We start from the raw sequence: 19,933 nt of genomic DNA, 5'->3' as shown, positions 1-19,933 counted from the left end.
GGTTTCGCCGGGCCTGGTTTGGTGGGGGGGGGCGGCGCGGTGGGGGGGGTGGTTTGGTGGTGTCCTCCCCCCCCCCCCCCCCCCGCCCCGGCCCCCCCCCCCCCCCACCGCCCGGGGGCGAGCCACCGGTCTCGCCCCGTCCTTCGGACCCCACAAGGGGAGAAGGGAGCGTCGGCGCGTCTCACGCATTCCACAGGCCCTTCTTCTTCAGCTCCTCGATCTCACGGACCGCGCGGTCGCGCAGGCGGGTGTCGCGGATCATCTTGGTCACTGCGGCGTCGTCTGACTTGTCGGAATAGCGGAACTCCGAGTCGGCGTAGCGGTTGACCTCCTGCATGACCATGTCCATCGAGAACGGGCCGCGCAGTTCCTCGATCATCGCTTTCTTGTCGTCGTAGCTCCTGTGCATGAAGACTTCCGGCTTCTCGAACCATTCATCCGGCAACTCGATGTCCATGGCGCGCATCTTGATCGCATCGGTGACGTTCTTGATGGCGCGGCCGGTGAAGCGCGGCTCGGCCTCCTTGATCATGTGCAGATAGGTGCCGATGTCGGCCATCGACTTCGGCGCGCCGTTCTCCTTCATGTAGCGCTCATAGACCTTCATCAGCCCGTCTTCCCTGGGCTTCTCGTGCTCTTCATAGGCCTCCATCACCGCGCGCTGGATTTCTTGGGCGGCATAGAGCTTGTGGTCGCCGAGCGGGATCTTGTGGTTCTTGCCGGCGAGCAGCACGAAGATGTCGATATAGTCGTCGCGCGTTTGGGGCCCATCGACCAGCCAGCGGGCGCCGGCGCGCTGGCGCAGCGCGTCGTCGACGTTTTCGGGATAGTTGGAGAACATGCCGAAGGAGCAGTTGCCGCGCACCACCGTGGCCGCACCCCCGAATGCGTCCATCAGGACGCCGGTGATTTCCTGCTGGCCGGCCGAGGCGCGATCGTCGGAGCGGCGGGCCGCCACCTGGTCGATATCGTCGATGGTGCCGAAGCCGATGACGCGCGGGTTCAGCACATTGTTGATGAACTGGCGGCAGTTCTGGCCCGACTTGCCCTGATAGGAGGAGATCTGGTCGACGCCGAAATTCTCGTAGGCGAAGGGATAGCCGGCGACCTGGCAGTAGCCGTTGACGAGACCGGCGATCATCTGGATCAGCGTCGTCTTGCCGGTGCCGGGCGCGCCGTCGCCGATGAAGGTGAACAGGAAGCCGCCGAGCTCGACGAACGGGTTCAACTCGCGCTCGAAATCGTATGCCATCAGCATCTTGGCGAGCTTGACCGACTGGTATTTGGCGATGTGGTTGCCGACGACCTCTTCCGGCTTCTTGAAGGTCATCACCAGCGGCTTCGACCGCTTGCCCGGCGCGACGTCGAAGCCGTCGAGGGTGAAGTCGTCGACGTCGATGCGGATATGCGCATTCTCAAACGGACCAATGCCGTCGAAGCGGCCCTTTCGCGCCAAAAGTCCGTCGATGACGACACGGGCGAAGGCGCGCGCCCGGGTCATCAGCTCGGCGTCGTCCTTCGCGCCTGCTATCGCCCTGTCGAGGCCGGCCACGATCGATTTCACCGCGTCCTGCGGCGTGTCGAACAAAAAGTCCGGCTCGGGCGTGTCGTTCGGCGCCTCGCCATCGCTGTCGATCAGCTGGAACAGATAGGAGGCGAGGCTGAAGGCCGAAATATAGGCCGAGGCCGACAGCAGCTTCTTGAAGGCGGCGGCCTCGTCGCCTTCGAGCGGCGCGCGGGCGTTTTTCGCCTTCAGGCTCTCGAGATCTGAGCCCTCGGCGAAGACATCGGCGATGGCCAGCGCGATCGCCAGCCCGCGCCGGGTGCGATAAAGCAGCATGTGCTGTGCAATGCTCAGCAGCTGGTCGTCGGGATGGACGGCGGCGACGGTCTTGGAAAACTCGACCTCGCGCGTGCGGCGCACCGAGCCGACCGAGACGGTCGAGACGAAGCGGCGGTTGGTGCCGGCCAGTGCGGTACCGGATTCCCGCGACGGGTCCTCCAGCACGACGATGCGGGTGATGAAGCTCTGCGCGGTGGCGCGGTGCTTTTCGATTGCCGCTTCCGAAATCGTGGTCAGGCCGGTGTCCATGAAGGATGCTCCGCGGTTTGACTGTCAGACGTCACTGATGACCTGTCCTTTGGACAGGATGTGGACCTTGTAGCCGGAAAAGATCTTCTGCGCCTCGCCGGCGGCGTAGAGCGCCTGATAGGCCTCATGCGGGATCAGCGCGTGCTTCTCGTAGCTCGACACGCCTTGTCGCGCCGCCTCCAGATCGTCGGTGTCGATGAAGAATTCCTGCGTCGCCTTCTCGCTCGAAAACAACCCCTTGCGACCTGGCTTTTCGGATTTCGAATAAACCTCCTGGATGGTCCAGGTCAGCAGCCAGGCGTTTTCCGGCTTGCGCACCTTGTCCAGAATGTCGGTCACCGTCGAATTGTTGTCGGTGATCCCGGCCGAATAGAAAGGCCCGAGCACGACGCGGCGCAGCTGCTTGGGGTGGAGTTGCTCGAAATCCTTGTCGAGGTTGACCGCGATCGTAGCCGGCGACAGCGTATAGGCGGAGTTCTTCTCGGTGAAGTCGTCGAAGCGGTGGGCAAGCTCGGGATTGAGCAGTCCTTCAACCGGAAGCGGAATGTCGACCTTTTCGTTGAGCTTGCCATTGCGGTCGACAAGCTGCCCGATCATCTCTTCGGAGGAATCCTCGACCGTCACCATGTAGACCAGCGGCAGGTTGGCGCTGCCGTCGAAGGCTGCCCAATGGGCGAGGTAGTAAGGCCGCTTGGTCTTCGGATTGACCGAGACTTTTGCCGTCTGCGCCAAGGTGAACGGCCCGAAGGTCGTCTCGCTCCTGACGCCTTCCAGATAGAGCCGCTCGGCCATCGACTTCTGCAGCGCCTCGGGGAATTCCTTGTGGCGCAGGATGAAGTCGGCCATTTCCTCGCGCAACTCGTCGGCCAGCGGTATGTTGGCGAGACGCGTATCGGCCTGGCGGCGGTCGTTTTCAAGTTCGAGCACGTTCTGGAAGACCGGAAAGCCGCTTTCGGCGCGCGAGATGCGGAATGTCTCCATGAAGCCCAGCCGGTTGCGCCAGCAGGAAAACGAGTTGTCGAGCCGCGCAATGTATTCGGCGACGATCTTGGCGACGATGCCGTGCCGGTAGAGCGGCGAGCGATCGTCGCGCATGAACACTTCGAGGCCGCTGAGTGCCGCGGTGATCGCCGAGAAATAACGCGTTGCCGCTTCGTTTTCGGGGGTCATGCAGCCAGCCCTTGGGAGATATGCAGCAATTACGACTGCACGTAGTTTGCCGCATTGTGCTTTTTCAGCACGTCGTCGAAGCGGCGGGCAAAGGCATCGTCGGCCAGCTTCTTGCGGCGCTGGATGTCGGCGGTCGCCACCATGTTCTTCTCGTGCATTTCGAGGAGATCGCCAATGTGCTTCTGCGAGGCCGCGCCGATGCCGGCCATGGTTTCCTCGGCGGTGTTGTCGACCTGGCTGCCCAGCGTGTTGATCTTGTGGGCGACGTCCTGCTGGGCGGCGGTCTTCAGCGAATCTTCCAGGGCCTTGTAGAGCACGATGCGCTGCTCGGTATCGATGGTCAGCTTGTTGATCAGCGTCGACTGGGCCGCGATCTGGTTGTTGAGCGAATCGACGAAGGTCTGGAACATCGAGGTGTAGCGCTCCAGCGTCTGGCTTTCGGCCAGCAGTTCCTGCTCCTTGGCCTGTTTCTCGTTGTACTCGGTGGCCAGTTTCGAACGCTCGCCCTCAAGCTCGGTGCGCTCCTTCTGGCTGGTCGAGGCGGCGATCTTGTTCTCGATGTCGAGCAGCATCGGATTGAGCTCCTCGATGCGCTTCTGCACGGTCTCGAGATTCGACATGGTCGCCTTGCGACGCTCGATCACCTGCGACAGGCTGGCCTCGGAGGTCTTGTAACGCTGATCGAGGATCTGCTTCTGCGCCTTGAGGATGCCGACGATGGTGTCGGATTTCGCCAAAAGCTCCTGCAGATTGCCGGCCAGCGACATGTTGCGGACGCGGTCGGTGCGCATGCGTTGCTTGCTCTGGTCGGAAAATATGCCGACGAAGCTTTCCCAGCCGGTGTAGTTCTTCATGCTCTCGAATTCGGCGCCGAAGACGTTGGTGGCGTCCTCCAGCCCGATGATCAGGTCGGCGATGTTGCCTTCCATCACCTTCTGCTGCTTCAGCACATCCTCGATGCGGGCGTTCTCGAGGTCGAAATTGGCGTCGCCGATCTTCCTGTCGGTCTTGGCAAGCGTGTCGAGCACGGCGCCGGACTGCTCGATCTTGGTGCGCATGTCCTGCACGACCTGATTGGTCTTGGCAATTTCGGCATCGAAATTCTGCAATGTCGCCATAGGAGCCTCCCGCTTCGGCAATTGTTCGTGTCGCGAACGCCGCGAATATATGTATGGCAAGGGGGGAAGGAAAGGCGGAAGATGCCGCGATAACTCAAACAAAACCCGACCCCATCGGCCTGTCTTCCACCGCTGGTGATTGGAGAAAAGCCGAAGCGCACCCGATCTCCCCCGCAAGGGCCCGCAAGAGGAGAGATCGGCAGCGTCGCCGACGGCGCTGCTCAGGCCTTGGTGAAGCCGATGAAATCGTCGGGCGCGGCGCGGCCCATTTCTTCTTCCCAATGGCGGCGGCAGAGCGAGACATAAACATCCTTGCCGATCGCCACCTGTTCGCCCTGTCTCGCCACCTTGCCGTCCGCGCCGAGGCGCACGACCATCGTCGCCTTGCGGCCGCAGCGGCAGATGGTGCGCACCTCGCGCAGATCGTCTGCTATCGCCAGGAGCGCGCGCGAGCCGGAAAACAGCTTGCCCTGGAAATCCGTGCGCAGGCCGTAGCACATCACCGGGATGTCCAGCCGGTCGGCGATGCGGGCAAGCTGCCACGCCTGCTCCTCTTCGAGGAACTGCGCCTCGTCGACGAAGACGCAATGCACGGTCGTGTGGTCGTGATGCTCGGCGACCCTGGCGAACAGGTCGTCGCCGTCGCGGAACATCTCAGCCTCCGTCTCCAGGCCGATGCGCGACGAGATCAGCCCGGTGTCGCCCTTGCGGTAGTGGCCGGCGACGAACAGCATCGTCGTCATGCCGCGCTCGCGGTAATTGTAGGAGGCCTGCAGCAGCATCGTCGTCTTGCCGGCATTCATCGTCGCATAGTGGAAGTACAGCTTGGCCATGCCGCCTCTTTAAGCCGAGTTGTCCCAACGCGGGGAGGGGGCGTCCCGACGTTCCACCGGAAAAGCGCCTGGCCACCGGAAAAGCGGCGAATCTGTCGCTGGTCGGCCAGCCCGCGCCGTTGATCGCGATTGTCTTATCGCTTGAAACCGCACCAGAATGGTGTTTGGCTGACGAAACAAGGCGGAGACAAAACCGCAATTTCGCTTCGCCGACAGATCACAATGGGAGAATACAGATGTCGCGTATGAAACTACTCGCCGCCGGCCTCGGTCTGGCGGCATTTCTTTCGGCGAGCGGTGCACTCGCCGCCGAGCCGGAAAGCTGCAAGCCGGTGCGTTTTGCCGATGTCGGCTGGACCGACATCACCGCCACCACCGCTACCGCAAGCGTCATCCTCGAAGCGCTCGGCTACGAGCCCGACGTGCAGGTGCTGTCGGTTCCGGTCACCTACACCTCGCTGAAGAACAAGGACGTCGACGTCTTCCTTGGCAATTGGATGCCGACCATGGAAGCCGACATAAAACCCTATCTCGAAGACAAGTCGGTCGAGACGGTCGTGACCAACCTGGAAGGCGCGAAATATACGCTCGCCGTTCCACAGCACACCTATGATGCCGGTCTGAAGGATTTCGCCGATATCGCCAAATTCAAGGACAAGCTCGACGGCAAGATTTACGGCATCGAAGCCGGCAATGACGGCAACCGCCTGATCCTCGACATGATCGCCGCCGACAAGTTCGGCCTGAAGGATTTCGAGCTTGTCGAAAGCTCCGAGGCCGGCATGCTGTCGGCGGTGCAGAAAGCGGCCGCATCGGGCGAAGACGTGGTCTTCCTCGGCTGGGAGCCGCATCCGATGAACGCCAACATCAAGATGGCCTATCTGTCGGGTGGCGACGAGGTGTTCGGCCCGAATTTCGGCGGCGCGACCGTCGCCACCAATGTCCGGGCCGGCTACACCACCGAATGCCCGAACGTCGGCGCGCTGCTCAAGAACATGGTGTTCTCGCTCAAGATGGAAAACGAGATCATGGGTGCGATCCTCAATGACGGCGCCGACCCGAAAGCCGCGGCCACCGAATGGCTCAAGGCCAATCCGGACGCGATGACGCCATGGCTCGCCGGCGTGACGACCTTCGACGGCGGCGACGGCGCGGCCGCGGTGAAAACCGCACTGGGTTCGTAGCAAACTTACACCTCCCCCGTGTGGGGAGGTTCGGCGCGGCACGCGCCGCGGTTGGGATGGTTCGGAACGGAGCATAACCGTGACCATCCCACCCGGCTCGGCTGCGCGGTTCGGCCCACTCCGTCAGGGGAGAGGTGAAGAAGAATGAGGGGACATTTGCCATGGATCCGGTTTCGCAACTGATTTCGAGCTTCAAGATCCCGATCGGGCGGTGGGGCAAGACCTTCTTCGACTTTCTGACCACCAATTTCGAGTGGTTTTTCGACAGTATCGCCGACGGGCTAACCGTCGTTCTCGACGGGCTCGTCGATCTTTTGCTGCTCGTCCCCCCGGTCCTCCTGGTCGCCGCCATAGCCGGGCTTGCCTGGTACCTGCAGAAATCATGGAAGCTGGCGCTTGCTGTCGCGCTCGGCCTGCTCTTCATCGTCAACCAGGATCTCTGGCAGGAAACCGTCGAGACACTGGTGTTGGTCGTGGGCGCCGCTGCGGCCTCGATGGCCATCGGCGTGCCGATCGGCATCTGGGCGGCGCATAACGAGCGCGGCTATCGCTATCTCCAGCCGGTCCTCGACCTGATGCAGACCATGCCGACCTTCGTCTACCTGATCCCGGTGCTCATTCTGTTCGGCCTCGGCATCGCACCCGGCCTCATCGTCACCGTCATCTTCGCGGCTCCCGCGCCGATCCGCCTGACGCATCTCGGCATCACCTCGGTGCCGAAACCGATGATCGAGGCCGGCGAAGCCTTCGGCGCGACAAAACGCCAGCTGCTGTGGAAAGTCGAGCTGCCGGCGGCGCTGCCGACCATCATGGCGGGCCTGACGCAGTGCATCATGCTTTGCCTCTCCATGGTCGTGATCGCTGCGCTCATCGGCGCCAACGGCTTGGGCAAGCCGGTGGTGCGCGCGCTGAACTCGGTCAACATCCCGCTCGGCCTCGAAGCCGGCCTCGCCATCGTCGTGCTCGCCATCATCCTCGACCGCATCAGCCGCATCGGCACGGGAGCCGCCAAATGAGCGCTGCGGTCGATTTCAAGAATGTCGACATCGTCTTCGGCGCGGCGCGCAAGGAAGCGCTGGCGCTCGTCGACAGGGGCGCAACGCGTCAGGAAATTTTGGAGAAGACCGGCGCCGTGCTCGGCTGCGCCGGTGCCAATTTGACCGTCAACGAGGGCGAGATTTCCGTCCTGATGGGCCTCTCCGGCTCCGGCAAATCGACGCTGCTACGCGCCGTCAACCTGCTCAACGTGCCGGCGCGCGGCAACGTCATGGTCAAGGACGGCGACCGCATGGTCGATGTCGCGGCCTGCGACGCCGCCACGCTGCGCCACATCAGACAGACGCGGGTCGCCATGGTGTTTCAGCAGTTCGGCCTTCTGCCCTGGCGCACCGTCGCGGAAAATGTCGGCTTTGGGCTCGAGCTTTCCGGCGTGCCCGAAGCCGAGCGCAAGGCGCGCGTCGAGCGCCAGTTGAAGCTCGTCGGACTCGACCAGTGGGCGTCGAAATACGCCCACGAGCTTTCCGGCGGCATGCAGCAGCGCGTCGGGCTGGCGCGCGCGTTTGCCACCGAAGCGCCGATCCTGCTGATGGACGAGCCGTTCTCGGCGCTCGACCCGCTGATCCGGACCAAGCTGCAGGACGAATTGCTGCAGCTTCAGGCCGAGCTGAAGAAGACCATCGTCTTCGTCAGCCACGATCTCGAGGAGGCGCTGAAGATCGGCAGCCACATCACCATCATGGAAGGCGGTCGTATCGTGCAGACCGGGGCGCCGGAAGACATCGTGCTGCGCCCCGCCAACGACTATGTCCGCGACTTCATCGCCAATGTGAATCCGCTCTCGGTGCTGACCGCTTGGAACGTGATGCGCGACCGCCGTGATCTCGACCACGGCGAGGACGGCTGGGTGTGGCTCGATCGCCGCAAGACGACGCGTTTCAAGATCGACGAGCACGGGCTGGTGGCGGCGGCCGAGCGCGACGGCAAGCCGGCGTTCTGGGTGTCGTGCGCCGATGTCGAGGCGCAGCCGGAGGAGACGACGCAGGTATTCTGGGCCAATCCCGGCACCTCGCTGAAGACGGTGATGCTGGCCATGCACCGCTCGCAGACCGCACCGGTGGCGCTGTTCGACGACCAGTCGCGCTTCGTCGGCGCCATCGGCATCAGGGACGTGCTGAGCGCGGTATTGCGGCGATAGTTGTTTCTAAACGGAACGGTCCGTATCGTTTCTTCGCGGTCTGCGCTGGCTTGGCGGCGGTCCCATATAGGCACGGGCTTGTGAATGGCCGCGCCCGCCGGGAAGGCGGTTTGCGGGCGGTTCAAAATGGACGATCGCTTTCGTCCATGTCAGAATATCAGAATAAAAGCGAATTTCTTGCGCACAGTTGCCGGTTCCGATGCCTGAGATCGTCACAAAACCCCGCACCAAGACGCGGCCGAAGATCGAACGCCCGAAACTCTACAAAGTCATCCTCCTCAATGACGATTTCACGCCGCGCGAGTTCGTGGTGACGGTGCTCAAGGGCGAATTCAAGCTGAGCGAGGACCAGGCGCGGCGGGTGATGATCACCGCGCACCAGCGCGGCGTCTGCGTCGTCGCCGTCTTCACCAGGGACGTCGCCGAGACCAAGGCGACACGGGCGACCGATGCCGGCAAGGCCAAGGGCTACCCGCTGATGTTCACGACGGAACCGGAGGAGTAGTGCCGGCTTCCCCCTCCTCCCCTTGCTGCGGGAGAAGGTGGATTGGCGCGCAGCGCCAAGACGGTTGAGGGTATTGGACGGAGTGCGGTGATTGACAACTGCTCATCGCCGAGGCACGTTCGCAGCGCTGCGTAGGGCGCATCGGTGTAACGTCGAAAGGGCAATGCCCGCCTATACTGTCACCACAGTTGCGCCCATGCCGAATCTCGAAAACCTCAAAAAGCAGGCCAAGCAATATTTGCGGTGGCACCGCGAACGGTACTATCCGGTCGCAGCCGAGATCAGGGCTGCGTTGCCACGCTTCCAGCATCTCGATGACAATCAGGTACTGAAAGCCAATTTCAAGCTCAGCGACGCGCAGGAACTGATCGGCGTCAATCGGGGTTCTAGGGATGGCAGGCGCTCAAGACAGGAGCCCCAGCCATGACAGATCAGAAAAAACAGACCGTGCCTGCACCCGTTCTGAGTTCAACCTCAGCGCAGTTGTTCGTCACCGACATCAAAGCGTCGTTCGAATTCTTCACCACCAAGCTCGGCTTCGGAGTCGACTTTGTTTACGGCGACCCGGCATTTTACGGACAGGTGACACGTGACAATGCGCAACTCGCGCTGAGGTTGATTTGCGAACCTGTGTTCGTTGGCGATATACGGCAACGTGAACACCTGCTCTCCGCCGGGATCACAGTCGATACTGCAGACGAGATTAAACAGCTCTTTCTGAATTTTCAGGCCGCAGGGGTGCCCTTTCACCAAGTCCTCAGGAAAGAACCCTGGGGTGCCAGAAACTTCATTGTTATGGATCCAGACGGAAATCTCATTTTGTTTGCTGGCCCGGGCGACTGAGCCGTCTGCGTCGTCGCCGTCTTCACAAGGGACGTCGCCGAGACCAAGGCGACTCGGGCGACCGATGCCGGCAAGGCCAAGGGCTACCCGCTGATGTTCACGACGGAACCGGAGGAGTAGCGCCCGCTTCCCCTTCTCCCCCTGTGGGAGAAGGTGGATTGGCGCGCAGCGCCAAGACGGTTGAGGGGTGCTGGACGGAGTGAGGCGTTGGTGATTTTGCCGATGTATACGAGAGTTTGCGTCAAGTTGGAGCACCCCTCATCCGACCGAGCTTCGCTCGGCCACCTTCTCCCACAAGGGGAGAAGGAAAGTCGGCGTCGCTACCGCCCCTCGCGGTACCACATCGAGCCCAATGCCAGAAGCAGCAGGCCGAGGCCGAGGAACCCGCCGAACAGCGGCACGCGCGAGACGGCCTTCAGCACGCTGTCGTCGGTGGTGCGCAGGCCGATCCAGTCGTTGCCGGCCGCCGCGCCCGTGGGGCGGACCGGGACGACCGACGGCAGCGTCACGCCGCCGGCGAGATTGCCAAGGGTCGACGATTGCGCCAGCCGGCGCACGCTGCCGCCGGTGGCCTCGGCCGGGGCTCTCAGCCGGTTCTCGGTTGAGACGACGTCGGTGAATTCCGGTGCGTTGACCGGGCCGACATGGGCAAGCGCTTTCAGGTCGCCATTGCCGACCTGATAGAGGCCGATCTCGCTCGTCTCGATGCTGCCCAGGAAGACGCCGGGTTCGGCTCTCTCGAGCTTCACGGTCATCGCCTTGCCGGACGGGGTGATGATCTGCGCCGGGCCGGGATCGTCGCTCATCGTCTGGCGGCGGATTTCCAGCATCATGCCGCGGCCGTCGGCAGTCAGCCGCTCCTCCTCGAGTTCGGGCTCCTTCATCAGCCAGTGGGCGATGCGGCGATAGAGCTGGACATGCGGGCCGCCGCCCTCGAAGCCGCGCGCCCACAACCAGCCCTGGTCGGATAAAAACATGCCGACGCGGCCCTCACCCTTGCGGTCGAGCAGCAGCAGCGGTCGGTTGTCGGCGCCCTTCATCACCGCCTCGCCCCCGGGGTTCTCGACGCCGATGGTGCGGAACCAGCGGCTCCAGTGCGGCGGCTCGGTGGCGGAGCCGTCAAGCCCGCGCGTCACCGGATGGCGCTGGCCGAGCTCGGTAAGGCGCGGATAAAAGGCCTTTTCAACGACTTCGCCGGTCGGCATCGCCGGCAGCGCCGACATCAAAGGCGTGCGGGCGATGGAACTTTCGCCGGCATATTCGGGTCCTGCCGCGATCAGCAGCGCGCCGCCCTTTTCGACATATTCGGCGATGTAGTCGTAATAGAGGACCGGCAGCACGTCGCGGTGCTGGTAGCGGTCGAAGATGATCAGGTCGAAATCCTTGATCTTCTCGACGAACAGTTCGCGCGTCGGGAAGGCGATCAGCGACAATTCGTTGATCGGCGTGCCATCCTGCTTTTCCGGCGGCCGCAGAATGGTGAAGTGGACCAGATCGACCGAGGCGTCGGATTTCAGAAGGTTGCGCCAGGTGCGTTCGCCGGCATGCGGTTCGCCGGAGACCAGCAGCACGCGCAAATTCTCGCGGATGCCATCGATCAGCGCGATGGCGCGGTTGTTGGTGTCGGTGAGTTCGTCGGGCTCGGGATCGATGGCGAGCTCGACGATGTTGCGGCCGGCGCCGGGAATGGTCACCTGCAGCGGCATGGCCTGGCCGATGGTGGCGCGCTCGACCGAAACCTGCTCGCCATTGACCGAGACGCGCACATCGACCGAGCCGGCCTCGTTGTTGGTGCCGATGACGCGATAGGTCATTTCGAGCGGCTTGCCGACCAGACCGAAGCGCGGCGCATTCTCGAAGCGGATGCGGCGATCCTTTTCCTGGTCGTTGCCGGTGATCAGCGCGTGCAGCGGGGCGTTGAAGTCGGGCGTGCCGCCCGGGGCGTCATGCACCTCGCCGTCGGTGATCATGACGGCGCCGCCGATGCGCGAAGGCGGCACGTCGCGGAAAGCGCTCTCAAGCGCCCCGAAAAGCCGCGTTTCGGTGCGCTCCTCGGCGGCTTCCGACTTGCCGGCCTCGACGACGCGGACGTCGAACTGCTTGAAGCGGCCGAGGCGCTGCTGAAGCCCGGCCAGCGCCTCGTCGGTCTGCCTGGTGCGCTCGCCAATGTCCTGGCTCTGGCTGCGGTCGACGACGACGGCGACGACGCTTTTCAGCGCCTCGCGCTCTTCGTCGAGCAACACCGGGTTGAGCAGGGCCGCAGTCAGCGCCAGCAGGGCGGCAAAACGGAACACCGCGCCGCGCTGGCGGAACCACAGGCCGACCAATGCCAGCAGCAACAGCGGCGCCAGCACCAGGCCGAGCAGCGGCCAGGAGATGAGCGGTTCGAAGGCGAGCGACAAGTTCATGGCTTACTGCCCCAGCCGTTCGAGCAGCACCGGCACATGCACCTGATCGGATTTGTAGTTGCCGGTCAGCATGTACATCATGATGTTGACGCCGGCGCGCAGCGCATAAATGCGCTGCATCGGATCCGACGGCACGGTCGGCAAAAGCGGGTCGCCATTCTCGTCGACCGCCCAGGCGCCGGCGAAATCATTGGCGGTGATCATGATCGGCGAGACGCCGTCGCCGGTGCGTACCGGGCGGTTCTCGGTGTTGCTGGCTTCGAGCGACGCCGCGACCCAGAGCGGGCCACCGGCGAAGCGTCCGGGAAACTCAGGCAGGATGTAGAAGGATTTGGTCAGCACATGGTCCGACGGCACCGGCTCCAGCGCCGGCACGTTGAGGTTGCCGAGGATGTCGCGCAGCCGCTCCGTCGCCGGGCTGGCCTGCTCCGCGCCGATGCCGGTGGCGAACTGGTCGCGCGTGTCGAACAGCACCGTGCCGCCCTGCTGCATATAGCCGTCGACGCGGGCGATCGCGGCCTGGCTCGGCATCGGCGCGGCAGGATCGATCGGCCAATAGATCAGCGGATAGAAGGCAAGCTGGTCCTTCGAGATATCGACGCTGGCCGGCGCCCCCGGCTCGAGCGCGGTCTTCTCGATCAGGAAGCGGGTCAGGCCCTCCAGCCCGGCCTGGCTGATCGAATCGACGCTCCGGTCGCCGGTCTGCACATAGCCGATCCGGGTTTTCGAAATGTCCTCGATCGCCCGCTCATCACCGGGTTTGGCATCGTCGGCGCGGGCGATGTCGGTGTGGCCGACCAGGGCGCCGAGCGCAATCAGCAGGGCAGCGGTGGTTGCGGCGGCCGTGCCGGCGCGGCGCGGCCGGCGCGATAACAGACCGCCCATCCAGAACACCGCCAGCGTATCAAGGACCATCAGCAGGAGAGCTGCCGCCACCAGCGGGCCCTTCAAATTGTGCGATTCGTCGAAAGCGTACTGGACGGTGGTGACCGGCACGGTGATCTGAGGACGGACCAGCGGCGCCAAGCGGCTTTCGGCATTGAGCAGATTGTGAGCGATGACGCCGGTGTCGGAGCCATACAGGCCGGGCGGATTCTCGAACGTCACCGGCAGCGGGCCGGCACCCGGCACCAGCGGCCGTGCATCCGGCGTCGGCGGCACCAGCGTGCCATCGGCTGATATCATGCGGTAGGGCGCCAGTGAGGCGGCGGCGGCTTCGGCATTGGCGACCGCCGCGCCCTGGTTGCGCGACAGTTGCACGATGCGGCGCAGCATCTCGACGAAGCTGCCGGAGATCGGCAGGTTCGACCAGGTCGCCTCCGGCGTGACATGGAACAGGACGAGCGTGCCTTTGCCCTTCTTCATACCGGTCACCAGCGGCGTGCCGTCGGCAAGCGTGGCCCAGCTGCGCTCGACGATATCGGGCGTCGGCTCGGCCAGCACCTGCCTGGTGACGGTGACCTCGGCCGGCGGAGCGAGATCGGCGAAGGGGCCGGTCTTCGGAAAATCGGTGACCGGCTGCGGCGTCGTCCACGACAGCGCGCCGCCGAGCGAGCGCTCGCCGGTGCGCAGCCTGACCGGCAGCAGGTCGTCGTCATTGCCGGCAGCGACCAGCCGCGAGCCGGCGAATCGCACCAGCGTGCCGCCATTGTCGACCCAGTCGACCAGCCTTTGCCGCACCGGCTGCGGAATGGTGCCGACATCGGCCATGACGATCATCGCCGGCTTCTGGTCGAGGAGCTGCGGGATGGCGTCGGCAAGGTCGGCGCTCGACGGCTCGGCCAGATCGGCGAAGGGCTGCAGCGCGCGGCGGATGTAGTACAGCGGCGACAGAAGCGGCTGCGCCTGGTCGGCTTCGGCCTGCGACAGCAGTCCGACGCGGCGGCGCTTGGAACTCTCGTCGAGCACGCGGACGGCGCCGGCCTGCCGCTGACCGTCGAGCGTGATCGAGGCGAAGTCGTTGCGCAGCTCGAACGGCACCGCCATCGTGCCGGTGGCGGTGGATTCGCCCGGCGAGAAGGTCAGCGTGGCGTCGGCGATGCGGCGGCCCTTGTCGTCGAAGGCGCCGGCGGTCACCTGAGCCGGCGCCGGATCGCCCGGCGCGCGGATGGCGGTCAGCTCGAAGCCGTCCACCTGGTTGTCGGCGCCAGTCAGGCCGATCAGGCCAGGCCGGTCGGAGGCGGCCCAGACGACACGGGCGGCGTTCTTCGACAGAAGCGTGTTGAAGGCGGCCTCGTCGCCTTCCGCCGCCAGACCGTCGGCGAGCACGGCGACGCTGGCGCCCGGCAAGCTCTCCAGGGTTGCCGCGACGCGGGCATAGACGGCCGGGCGGTCGGTCGGGATCGGCCGCGGCTTTGCCGCGCGCAGCCGGTCGAGCGCGGTGGGGGCGTCGAACGGGCCGATCTCGGCATTCGGTTTTTCGGCGGTGAAGGCGATGATGACAGGCACGTCGTTGGAGCTGGCATCGGTGATCAGCCGTTCGGCAGTGGCGACGCGCTGGCCCCAGTCGGCGGCACTTGCCCAGTCATTGTCGATGACCAGCGCAAGAGCGGTGCCCTCGGCCGGCAGTCTTTCACGCGGGTTGAAGACAGGTTCGGCCAGCGCCGCAACGATAAGGGCCGCCATCAGCAGCCTGAGCAGCGTCAGCCACCACGGGCTCTGTTGCGGCGTCTCCTCGCGCTTCAGCACGCGGGCCAGGATCTTCAGCGGCGGGAAGACTTCAGTCTGCGGCTTGGGCGGGGTGAACCGCAAAAGCCACCAGATCACCGGCAGGGCCAGAAGGCCCCACAGCACCATCGGCGCCCCGAAGGAGAGCGGCAGCCAGGTCATGCGCGGATCCTCCCGGCTGAGCTGCCATCGACGGTCATCGCCATGTGGACACGCACCAGCGCATCGGAGGCGAGGCGGTCGGTGTGGTTGACGGTAAAGCTCCAGCCGAGGCGCTTGCACCAGTCGGTCAGTTCCTGGCGGCGGGCAATGTAAAGCAGTCGGTAGTCGTCGCCCAGCGTTTCGGCGCGGCCCGCGGTCAGCTTGTCGCCGGTCTCGGGATCGGTGAATTCGGTGCGGCCGGCATAGGGGAATCTCTCCTCGGCCGGGTCGGCGACCTCGATCAGATGGGCACGCACGCCGTGGCGGGCGAGCACGTCAAGCCAGGCGATGGTGTCCTCGACCGGATCGAGGAAGTCGCTGACGATGACGATGTCGCAGAAGCGGCGGATGGCGGACAGGTCGGGCTTTGCCGGCAATTCGCCGGCATGGCTGAGTTGTGCTGCGATCCGCTCGGCGCCGTTGCGGGCGGTGAACGGATCGGTCAGCCCGGGCCAGGCGATACGCTCGCCGCTGCGCGACAGAAGCTCGGCCATGGCCAGCGCCAGCACCAGCGCGCGGGACTCCTTCGAGACGGTGGCGCCGGTCGATTTGTAGAGCATGGAAGGCGAGGGATCTGCCCACAGCCACACCGTATGGGCGGCCTCCCATTCGCGGTCTCGAACATAGATGTGGTCGTCGCGGGCCGAGCGGCGCCAGTCGATGCGCGAGGAGTCGCCCTCGACATAGGGCCGGAACTGCCAGAAATTCTCGCCGATGCCGCGCTTGCGGCGGCCGTGCCAGCCGGCGATCACCGTGTTGACGATGCGACGCGCCTCGACCAGCAGGTCCGGCACCAGCGAAGCCCGCAACCGGCCGCGGGCGAGCGCGTCACGCGTCGCCGCCGGTGCCTGGGCCTCGCCTATACGCGCCATCAGATGCCTTTTGCCAGTTTCGCCACCACGTCGCGCACGGTCGTGCCCTCGGCACGGGCGGCAAAGGTCAGCGCCATGCGGTGCTGCAGCACCGGCTCGGCCAGCGCTCTGATGTCGTCGATCGACGGCGCCAGCCGTCCGTCATAAAGGGCGCGGGCGCGGGCGCACAGTGTCAGCGACTGGCTGGCGCGCGGGCCCGGGCCCCAGGCGACGTGCTTGTCGGTCTCGGCATTGCCCTGGCCGGGGCGCGCCGAGCGCACCAGTTGAAGGATCGCCTCGACGACGCTTTCCGGCACCGGCATGCGGCGAATGAGGGTCTGGATCTCCCTCAGCCGCGCCGGCTGCAGCACGTTCTGCGCCTTGGCGTCCTCAATGCCGGTGGTCTCCAGGAGGATGCGGCGCTCCGCCTCGATTTCCGGATAGAGGATGTCGACCTGCATCAGGAAACGGTCAAGCTGCGCCTCGGGCAGCGGATAGGTGCCCTCCTGCTCCAGCGGGTTCTGCGTCGCCAGCACGTGGAAGGGCGCCGGCAGGTCATGGCGGACACCGGCAATGGTGACGTGGTATTCCTGCATCGCCTGCAGCAGCGCCGACTGGGTGCGCGGCGAGGCGCGGTTGATCTCGTCGGCCATCAGCAGTTGCGCGAAGATCGGCCCGGAGATGAAGCGGAACGAGCGCTTGCCGAATTCGTCCTGCTCCATCACCTCGGAGCCGAGAATATCGGACGGCATCAGGTCGGGCGTGAACTGGATGCGGCGGGAATCGAGGCCGAGCACGATGCCCAGCGTCTCGACCAGCTTGGTCTTGGCGAGGCCGGGCACGCCGACCAGCAGCGCATGGCCGCCTGCGAGCAGCGCCACCAGCGTGCGTTCGACGACGCTTTCCTGGCCGAAGATGACGCGGCCGACGCCCTCGCGAACCCTGGAAATGTCGGCCAGCGCCGTCTCGGCCAGGGCGATCATGTCCTCTTCGCTGATCGGGCTTTCCTTGATCATCACGCTCATGCAGCATCGATCCTTCTCGTTGGAAATACCGGCTTGCAGCTTCGACGCCACAGAGTGCCGCGATTCGGCCTCGCGTGGCGCCCGTCTTTGAACTTAAATCACTGACTTAGGCTGACAAGCGGAACAACAGTGACTATTTCGTGACCATGACAGAACGCGCCGACGATCGTGAAGGAAGTTTGACGGCAGCGACCGAGGCGCGCGGACTGGAGGCGCTGATCTCGCGTGCCGCCCGCGCGGGCAAAGGGCCGGCGCCGGTGGATCGTTGGAATCCGGCCTTTTGCGGCGATCTCGACATGGAGATCCGGCAGGACGGCACCTGGTTCTACCAGGGCACGCCGATCGGCCGCATGCCGCTGGTGCAGCTGTTTTCCTCCGTGCTGCGCAAGGACGAAGACGGCAGGACCTACCTGGTGACGCCGGTGGAAAGGGTCGGCATCCGCGTCGTCGATGCGCCGTTCATCGCCGTCGAGATGGACGTTTGCGGCACCGGCGATGGCCAGGTCATCACCTTTCGTACCAATGTCGGCGATGTGGTCGAGGCCGGGCCGGAGCATCCGCTGCGCTTTGTCGACGAGGAGGCAACCGGCGGCCTGAAACCCTATGTGCTGGTGCGCGGACGGCTTGAGGCGCTGCTGGCGCGGCCGGTCATGTATGAATTGGTCGAGCATGGCGAGGAGATCGAGGTCGGCGGCCGAAGGATGTTTGCCGTCCGCTCGAAGGGTGCGGTCTATCCGATCATGCCGGCGGAAAAGCTGCAGCGGCTGAGCGCATGAGAGGGCGACGCCAAATGGACCGGGGCCAAATGGACCAGGGCCAAATGAACCGGGGCATGATGGACCAGGTGACGCGATGGACCAGGTGACACTATGGACCAAGTGACGCCGGCGCCGTTTTCGGCTGAGGATTTTCGCGCCCGCGTCGCGGCGCAGCCGCTGGCGCATGCCGCCGACGACTATGGTGACCATCGCTTCAACCCGGGACATCCGCGTTTGAAGCTCGCAAAGGCGCTGCGCGATGCCGCCGTGCTGATCCCGGTGGTCGATCACGGGCGCGACGCAACGCTTCTGCTGACCAAGCGGGCGGAAAAGCTGCGCAACCATTCGGGGCAGGTGGCCTTTCCCGGAGGCACGATCGATCCTACCGACCCGAGCCCGGAGGCGGCGGCATTGCGCGAGACATTCGAGGAGATCGGGCTTGGCCAGGATCGGGTCGAGATCATCGGCCGCATGCCCGATTACGTCTCCGGCAGCGGCTACCGGATCGCCCCGGTGCTGGGAATAGTGCGGCCGGATTTTTCACTGACGCTGAATTCCGAGGAGGTCGACGCCGCCTTCGAAGTGCCGCTGCGCTTTCTGATGGACCCGGCCAACCACGGCCGCGACAGCCGCATGTGGAACGATCTCGAATGGGTCTTCTACGAAATGCCCTATGACGGACAACACATCTGGGGCGTCACCGCGGGCATCATCCGCACGCTCTATGAAAGGCTCTATACGTGAGCGGCCGGATGTCGCTCGCGGGCAAAGCCGACTGGCTCGGGGAACGGTATTTGCAGCGGCTGCTTGCGGCGCTCGCGGATGGCGGCGAGGAGGCGCGCGTCGCCGGCGGTGCGGTGCGCAATGCGCTCATCGGCCAGCCGGTTGCCGACGTCGATATCGCCACCACGACCGTGCCTGACGAGACCATCCGCCGCGCCGAGGCGGCGGGTTTCAAGGCCGTGCCGACCGGCATCGAGCACGGCACCGTCACCATTGTCGCCGGCGGCAAGCCGTTCGAGGTGACCACGCTGCGCGCCGACATCGAGACCGACGGACGGCGGGCAAAAGTGTTGTTCGGGCGCGACTGGAAGGCCGATGCGGAACGGCGCGATTTCACCATCAACGCGCTCTATGCCGAGGCCGACGGCACGATCGTCGACCTGGTCGGCGGCATTGCCGATATCGAGGCGCGCCGGCTGCGCTTCATCGGCGATCCGGAGGCGCGCATCCGCGAGGATTATCTGCGCATCCTGCGCTTTTTCCGCTTCTTCGCCTGGTATGGCGACGGCCGGCCGGATGCCGAAGGGCTGAAGGCTTGCGCCCGGCTCAAGGAGGGGCTTGGCCAACTCTCGGTCGAGCGCGTCTGGTCCGAACTGAAGAAGCTGCTGTCGGCCCCCGATCCATCGCGCGCCCTGCTGTGGATGCGCCAGTCGGGCGTGCTCACCAGCGTTCTGCCGGAGAGCGAGAAATGGGGCATCGATGCGATCCATGCGCTGACCAGGGCGGAGAAGGATCTCGGCTGGACGCCGGACCCGCTGCTCAGGCTGGAAGCGATCGTGCCGCCGGACGCAGCGCGGATGAAGACGCTCGCCGAGCGGTTGAGGTTCTCCGTCAGCGACGCCGGTCGCCTCAGGCAGTGGGCGCTGACAGCGCCCGTCGGGCCGAAGACGACCGAAGCGGAACTCGCAAAACGGCTCTATCGCGGCGATCGTCAGGGCCTTGTCGATCGCTTGCGGCTGTCGCTCGCTTCCGCTCGAGCCCGCGCCGTCGAGGACAACGACGCGCTGCTCGAAGCTGGCGGCTTTTCGCGGCTGCTGGCCTTTGCCGAAAAATGGAAAAAGCCCGGCTTTCCGCTCAAGGGCGCCGATCTGACGAGGCTTGGCGCGTCGCCCGGGCCGAAACTCGGCGCAGCCCTGAAGAACCTCGAAAACGAGTGGATCGAGTCCGGCTTTGCGCTGGATCGCGGCGCACTTCTCGAGCGCGCCGCAGAAGCACTCGAAAGTTAGAGACCGTTTGGAAACTCTACTCTGGCGGCCATCTGATGGCGTTTTCTGCGCTTCCGGTGCTCATATGTGGACGGC

At 64.8% G+C, this 19,933-nt stretch carries 15 protein-coding genes and 2 pseudogenes; 9 read left to right on the top strand and 8 right to left on the bottom strand.

Annotated features, from left to right (window positions below; translation table 11 throughout):
• Positions 1 to 181: 181 nt before the first annotated feature.
• The 4 genes from AC0L17_RS28530 to AC0L17_RS28515 all read right to left on the bottom strand — a co-directional run bounded on the left by AC0L17_RS28530 (position 182) and on the right by AC0L17_RS28515 (position 5,213).
• Positions 182 to 2,092 (bottom strand): AAA family ATPase, encoded by a 1,911-nt coding sequence (locus AC0L17_RS28530; RefSeq protein WP_473518219.1) that lies wholly within the window; start codon positions 2,090 to 2,092, stop codon positions 182 to 184.
• A 24-nt stretch (positions 2,093 to 2,116) separates the two neighbouring features.
• A complete protein-coding gene (locus AC0L17_RS28525; protein WP_473518218.1) occupies positions 2,117 to 3,262 on the bottom strand; it encodes a hypothetical protein in 1,146 nt (381 codons plus the stop codon).
• A gap of 29 nt (positions 3,263 to 3,291) precedes the next feature.
• Positions 3,292 to 4,380 carry a hypothetical protein gene (locus AC0L17_RS28520; RefSeq protein ID WP_128186578.1) on the bottom strand — a complete coding sequence of 363 codons (1,089 nt, stop codon included), beginning with the start codon at positions 4,378 to 4,380 and terminating at the stop codon, positions 3,292 to 3,294.
• 221 nt (positions 4,381 to 4,601) lie between these two features.
• Complete coding sequence (locus tag AC0L17_RS28515; protein WP_023799958.1) at positions 4,602 to 5,213, bottom strand: thymidine kinase; 612 nt, start codon at positions 5,211 to 5,213, stop codon at positions 4,602 to 4,604.
• A gap of 236 nt (positions 5,214 to 5,449) precedes the next feature.
• Here AC0L17_RS28515 and AC0L17_RS28510 point away from each other — a divergent pair, with 236 nt between their 5' ends.
• From AC0L17_RS28510 to clpS (AC0L17_RS28485), 6 genes and pseudogenes are all read left to right on the top strand, one after another.
• Positions 5,450 to 6,397, top strand: a complete 948-nt coding sequence (locus AC0L17_RS28510) for a choline ABC transporter substrate-binding protein (protein WP_473518217.1) — start codon at positions 5,450 to 5,452, stop codon at positions 6,395 to 6,397.
• Between the two features lie 161 nt (positions 6,398 to 6,558).
• Positions 6,559 to 7,413, top strand: a complete 855-nt coding sequence (choW, locus tag AC0L17_RS28505; RefSeq protein WP_023799956.1) for a choline ABC transporter permease subunit — start codon at positions 6,559 to 6,561, stop codon at positions 7,411 to 7,413.
• Positions 7,410 to 8,591 carry a choline ABC transporter ATP-binding protein gene (gene choV, locus AC0L17_RS28500; protein ID WP_287220108.1) on the top strand — a complete coding sequence of 394 codons (1,182 nt, stop codon included), beginning with the start codon at positions 7,410 to 7,412 and terminating at the stop codon, positions 8,589 to 8,591. The genes choW and choV overlap by 4 nt, the downstream gene beginning before the upstream one ends.
• Before the next feature lie 199 nt (positions 8,592 to 8,790).
• Positions 8,791 to 9,096, top strand: a complete 306-nt coding sequence (gene clpS / locus AC0L17_RS28495; RefSeq protein WP_027151022.1) for an ATP-dependent Clp protease adapter ClpS — start codon at positions 8,791 to 8,793, stop codon at positions 9,094 to 9,096.
• Positions 9,097 to 9,292: 196 nt separating this feature from the next.
• A pseudogene (locus AC0L17_RS28490) lies at positions 9,293 to 9,939 on the top strand (VOC family protein).
• 3 nt (positions 9,940 to 9,942) lie between these two features.
• Positions 9,943 to 10,059, top strand: a pseudogene (gene clpS / locus AC0L17_RS28485) (ATP-dependent Clp protease adaptor ClpS); the annotation flags it as partial.
• Between the two features lie 200 nt (positions 10,060 to 10,259).
• Here clpS (AC0L17_RS28485) and AC0L17_RS28480 read toward each other — a convergent pair.
• Genes AC0L17_RS28480 through AC0L17_RS28465 form a run of 4 tightly spaced genes read right to left on the bottom strand, consistent with a single transcriptional unit; the run spans position 10,260 to position 17,091 of the window.
• Positions 10,260 to 12,347, bottom strand: coding sequence for a hypothetical protein (locus AC0L17_RS28480; protein ID WP_473518216.1), 2,088 nt, complete (start codon positions 12,345 to 12,347; stop codon positions 10,260 to 10,262).
• 3 nt (positions 12,348 to 12,350) lie between these two features.
• Entirely contained in the window at positions 12,351 to 15,176 is a 2,826-nt protein-coding gene (locus AC0L17_RS28475; protein WP_473518215.1) for a DUF4159 domain-containing protein, read from the bottom strand.
• The gene (locus AC0L17_RS28470) at positions 15,173 to 16,087 is read right to left on the bottom strand and encodes a DUF58 domain-containing protein (RefSeq protein ID WP_023799950.1); all 915 of its coding nucleotides are present in this window, start codon (positions 16,085 to 16,087) and stop codon (positions 15,173 to 15,175) included. Before AC0L17_RS28470 ends, AC0L17_RS28475 begins: the two co-directional genes overlap by 4 nt.
• Positions 16,087 to 17,091 (bottom strand): AAA family ATPase, encoded by a 1,005-nt coding sequence (locus AC0L17_RS28465; protein ID WP_473518214.1) that lies wholly within the window; start codon positions 17,089 to 17,091, stop codon positions 16,087 to 16,089. Before AC0L17_RS28465 ends, AC0L17_RS28470 begins: the two co-directional genes overlap by 1 nt.
• 146 nt (positions 17,092 to 17,237) lie before the next feature.
• Between AC0L17_RS28465 and AC0L17_RS28460 the strand changes: the two genes are divergently transcribed.
• The 3 genes from AC0L17_RS28460 (at position 17,238) to AC0L17_RS28450 (ending at position 19,858) form a co-directional block, all read left to right on the top strand.
• On the top strand, positions 17,238 to 17,867 hold the full coding sequence (locus AC0L17_RS28460; RefSeq protein ID WP_473518254.1) for a DUF1285 domain-containing protein: 630 nt from the start codon (positions 17,238 to 17,240) through the stop codon (positions 17,865 to 17,867).
• Positions 17,868 to 17,960: 93 nt separating this feature from the next.
• A complete protein-coding gene (locus AC0L17_RS28455) occupies positions 17,961 to 18,593 on the top strand; it encodes a CoA pyrophosphatase (RefSeq protein WP_091598462.1) in 633 nt (210 codons plus the stop codon).
• Between the two features lie 8 nt (positions 18,594 to 18,601).
• Positions 18,602 to 19,858 carry a CCA tRNA nucleotidyltransferase gene (locus tag AC0L17_RS28450; RefSeq protein WP_473518213.1) on the top strand — a complete coding sequence of 419 codons (1,257 nt, stop codon included), beginning with the start codon at positions 18,602 to 18,604 and terminating at the stop codon, positions 19,856 to 19,858.
• Positions 19,859 to 19,933 lie beyond the last annotated feature (75 nt).

Source organism: Mesorhizobium sp. WSM4829 (assembly GCF_055811475.1).
The sequence above is the reverse complement of the archived record's forward strand: the minus strand, read 5'-3'. Positions and strand labels throughout refer to the sequence as shown.

Coding starts and splice junctions, on each gene's coding strand:
- choW (WP_023799956.1), top strand. CDS start 6,559: ATGGATCCGGTTTCGCAACTGATTTCGAGCTTCAAGATCCCGATCGGG.
- choV (WP_287220108.1), top strand. CDS start 7,410: ATGAGCGCTGCGGTCGATTTCAAGAATGTCGACATCGTCTTCGGCGCG.
- AC0L17_RS28525 (WP_473518218.1), bottom strand. CDS start 3,262: ATGACCCCCGAAAACGAAGCGGCAACGCGTTATTTCTCGGCGATCACC.
- AC0L17_RS28460 (WP_473518254.1), top strand. CDS start 17,238: ATGACAGAACGCGCCGACGATCGTGAAGGAAGTTTGACGGCAGCGACC.
- AC0L17_RS28465 (WP_473518214.1), bottom strand. CDS start 17,091: ATGAGCGTGATGATCAAGGAAAGCCCGATCAGCGAAGAGGACATGATC.
- AC0L17_RS28470 (WP_023799950.1), bottom strand. CDS start 16,087: ATGGCGCGTATAGGCGAGGCCCAGGCACCGGCGGCGACGCGTGACGCG.
- AC0L17_RS28450 (WP_473518213.1), top strand. CDS start 18,602: ATGTCGCTCGCGGGCAAAGCCGACTGGCTCGGGGAACGGTATTTGCAG.
- AC0L17_RS28510 (WP_473518217.1), top strand. CDS start 5,450: ATGTCGCGTATGAAACTACTCGCCGCCGGCCTCGGTCTGGCGGCATTT.
- AC0L17_RS28520 (WP_128186578.1), bottom strand. CDS start 4,380: ATGGCGACATTGCAGAATTTCGATGCCGAAATTGCCAAGACCAATCAG.
- clpS (WP_027151022.1), top strand. CDS start 8,791: ATGCCTGAGATCGTCACAAAACCCCGCACCAAGACGCGGCCGAAGATC.
- AC0L17_RS28455 (WP_091598462.1), top strand. CDS start 17,961: ATGGACCAAGTGACGCCGGCGCCGTTTTCGGCTGAGGATTTTCGCGCC.
- AC0L17_RS28530 (WP_473518219.1), bottom strand. CDS start 2,092: ATGGACACCGGCCTGACCACGATTTCGGAAGCGGCAATCGAAAAGCAC.
- AC0L17_RS28475 (WP_473518215.1), bottom strand. CDS start 15,176: ATGACCTGGCTGCCGCTCTCCTTCGGGGCGCCGATGGTGCTGTGGGGC.
- AC0L17_RS28480 (WP_473518216.1), bottom strand. CDS start 12,347: ATGAACTTGTCGCTCGCCTTCGAACCGCTCATCTCCTGGCCGCTGCTC.
- AC0L17_RS28515 (WP_023799958.1), bottom strand. CDS start 5,213: ATGGCCAAGCTGTACTTCCACTATGCGACGATGAATGCCGGCAAGACG.